The sequence below is a fragment of the bacterium genome, assembly GCA_035945995.1.
Classification (GTDB): Bacteria; Sysuimicrobiota; Sysuimicrobiia; order Sysuimicrobiales; family Segetimicrobiaceae; genus DASSJF01.
Window position 1 is genome coordinate 1 of sequence record DASYZR010000176.1, and the last position, 3,144, is coordinate 3,144.

The window sequence follows — 3,144 nt, forward strand, 5'->3', positions numbered from 1 at the left end:
TCTGCCCGCCGGTACCCGTGGATTGTGCTGGCCGTCGTGGTCCTGGCAGGGGTGGCCGCCTCCCTGAACCAGTTCAAAGTACCGCCCCTCTTGCCGGTTCTCATGACGTCGTTCCGCGTTGATCTCGGGGCCGCGAGCTCGCTCATGTCGGTTTTCGCGATCACGGGTGCCGTGCTGGCGTTGCCCTCGGGCTATATCCTGCATAGGCTCGGTCCGCGGGCAGCGGGAGCCATCGCTATCGGTACGATGGTCGTGGGGGGCATCATCGGGGCGCTGGCCGGAAGATTCGGAGTATTGCTTCTCGGCCGGGCGATCGAAGGACTCGGGCTCGGGCTGATTTCCGTGGTCGCGCCGACCGTGATTGCCCTGTGGTTCCCTCCCGAGTCGCGAGGCATCCCTATGGGCATTTGGGCCGCGTGGTTTCCGCTCGGCGGAGCGATCATGTTTAATGCGGCGCCGGCGCTCGCTGAGTGGGGTGGATGGCGCACCGTGTGGTGGTTCGGCGTGGGAATCGGACTCGTCGCGTTTGCGCTCTACCGGGCGTTCACGCGCGTTCCCCCGTCCGCCATCGGGGATGAACACAGCCCAGTCGTCGCCTCCCTGCATGACACGGACACCGGTACGGAGGCGACGCGTCGGACCATCTGGCTCCTCGCCGCGTCGTTCTTACTGTTCAGCGTCACCATAGCGTCGCTTACCACGTTCTATCCGACGTTCCTCGGTAGCACGAGAGGCAACAGTCTTCGGGCAGCCGCGGCCCTATCGGGCTTCCAGTTGTACGGTGGCATCTGCGCAGGTCCGATTGCCGGTTTCGTTTTGGATCGGCTCGGATCGCGCAAAATCGTCCTTGCCGCCGCGCTCCTGCTGCTCGCCGGTACATGGCTCTTTCCGTTCGTCATCCATGCCTGGCAAATCCCGGTTTTCTTGACCCTGATCGGGTTCGTTGGTGCGGCTGTGCCAACAACGGTCTTCGCCGCTGTTCCCGAGGTAATGGGTCGGGCCGATTTGGTCGGGAAGGGCATGGCAATCTTGATGCTTGGACAGAACCTGGGTTTCGTCGTCGGGCCGCCGGTCTTTAGCGGCCTCGTCCAAGCGCTGGGCTGGGCTGGGGCCGGGTATGTTTGCGTGCCGCTCCTGGTCACTGCGGCTGCCTTCGGATGGTTTGTGAGGGTTCGGTGATTAACTTGATGAAGCGCGACTCAGAGGACAGAGAAAGAGCAGGGGCTCCAATACCCGTCTACTCGCGCCGCGGGTTCATCCGTGTCGCTGCATCCGGCGGTGCAGCGCTCTTGTCGGCGGGCCTCTCGCCGATGAGCGTCCAGGCGACGGCCGGTAGCGTTTCCCCGATAGTACTCCCGCCCGCGACAGCCGACGTTGTGCCCTTCAAGGTTCATGTACCGCAGGCGGCATTGGAGGACCTCAAGAAGAGACTCGGCGCCACTCGTTGGCCCGAAAAAGAGACGATAACGGACTGGTCGCAAGGTGTCCCACTCGCGAAAGCGCGGGCGCTCGTCGAGTACTGGCGGGATCGTTATGACTGGCGGCGCTTCGAAGCGCGTGTTAACTCGTTTCCGCACTTCCGCACGCGAATCGACGGGCTTGGTATTCACTTCATCCACGCACGGTCCCCGCATACCAACGCCATGCCCATCATTCTTACCCACGGGTGGCCTGGCTCGTTTGTAGAGTTCGTGGAGGTAATTGGTCCACTCACAGAACCAACGCGGTACGGCGGGGGCGTTGACGATGCATTCCATGTCGTCATTCCTTCGCTTCCAGGCTTCGCGTTTTCAGATAAGCCTTCCGAAACCGGCTGGGACGTAGAACGCATTGGAAAAGCATGGGTGACGTTGATGCAGCGTCTTGGCTATCGCCGTTGGGTGGCGCAGGGAGGCGACTGGGGTTCCGGCGTTACGCACGCGCTCGGCCATCTTCGGCCGCCCGGCTTGATCGCCGCTCATGTTAACTGGCCTTTTGTATTCCCGCCGAAGCTGAGCGAGAACCCGACACCGGCGGAGAAGCGTGCGTTCGAGCGAGCAGCTTGGTTTCAGGGAGAGCAAAGCGGATACTTCCGCGAGCAAGGGACGCGACCTCAAACAATCGGTTGCGCCATCGCCGATTCTCCTGCCGGCCAAGCGCTGTGGATCTACGAGAAGTTTCAGGCGTGGACTGACAATCGCGGTAACCCGGAAGACGCTCTCTCAATCGATGCGATGCTTGACGATATCAGTCTATATTGGTTCACAAACACCGCAGCGTCGTCTGCTCGCATGTACTGGGAAAACACCCGGAGTGGTCGTGCAAGCCTCTCAGCTGGGCGCATCGAGCTGCCTATGGCCGCGTCAATCTTCCCGCGGGAGATTTTTACTCCGCCAAAGGCATGGGCTGAGGCCCTGTGGCCGAACCTGTTTTACTGGAACGAGCTTGATAAGGGCGGGCACTTTGCCGCGTTCGAACAACCGAAGCTATTCGTCGGGGAGATGCGCAAGGCATTCAAGTCGCGGAGAGGATGATAGTCCACATGCCTGACACGATTGAGCTGAACTCGATCGTGCGGTCGTGGCATTGCATGAGCGCCTCCCGGGCTACGTTTTCAGTAAGCGTCGTCCTGTCGATCTCCTCCAAGAAAGCGGGCGCTTGGCTTGGAGCTATGGACGACCGGGCCAGGAGCCTATCAAGGGCGTAGATGTGGCTCTGGTGCGAGATGGTCGCATCTTTCTGATGCTGGACGTTCCTTGACGAGTGCCGGGCGAAACGCTAGTTGGCCGCCCGAAGTAAGACGGGTCCCGTGGCAGACGAGAGCGGCTCCGGCCGGCGTGATGCCGACGAGGAGACAGGCTATCACACCGATATCTGTTGCAGGGAAATCTACCAGCTCATGATCAGGTTCGCTTGGGCCCAGCGTCGCGGCTGAGGCACGACAGCGGGGCCCGCGTGGTCGAGGTGTTTTTTGTGGTAGAAGCGATTACGAACGAGGGGACCGTTCTCCACGAAACGGCGCGACCACCATTGACGGGAGTCTCTGCCCGCCGGTACCCGTGGATTGTGCTGGCCGTCGTGGTCCTGGCAGGGGTGGCCGCCTCCCTGAACCAGTTCAAAGTACCGCCCCTCTTGCCGGTTCTCATGACGTCGTTCCGCGTTGAT

The 3,144-nt window shown here is 61.6% G+C and carries 3 protein-coding genes; all 3 read left to right on the top strand.

Annotation, left to right across the window (positions count from 1 at the left end):
• On the top strand, positions 1-1,179 hold a 1,179-nt coding region (locus tag VGZ23_20570), incomplete at its 5' end, for an MFS transporter (GenBank protein HEV2359991.1).
• An 8-nt stretch (positions 1,180-1,187) separates the two neighbouring features.
• Positions 1,188-2,513, top strand: coding sequence for an epoxide hydrolase (locus VGZ23_20575; GenBank protein ID HEV2359992.1), 1,326 nt, complete (start codon positions 1,188-1,190; stop codon positions 2,511-2,513).
• 421 nt (positions 2,514-2,934) lie between these two features.
• A partial coding sequence (locus tag VGZ23_20580; protein HEV2359993.1) for a hypothetical protein occupies positions 2,935-3,144 on the top strand: 210 nt, incomplete at its 3' end.

Bases quoted from the DNA above. Each gene is read 5' to 3' on its own strand.
- VGZ23_20575 (HEV2359992.1), top strand. From the start codon at position 1,188: ATGAAGCGCGACTCAGAGGACAGAGAAAGAGCAGGGGCTCCAATACCC.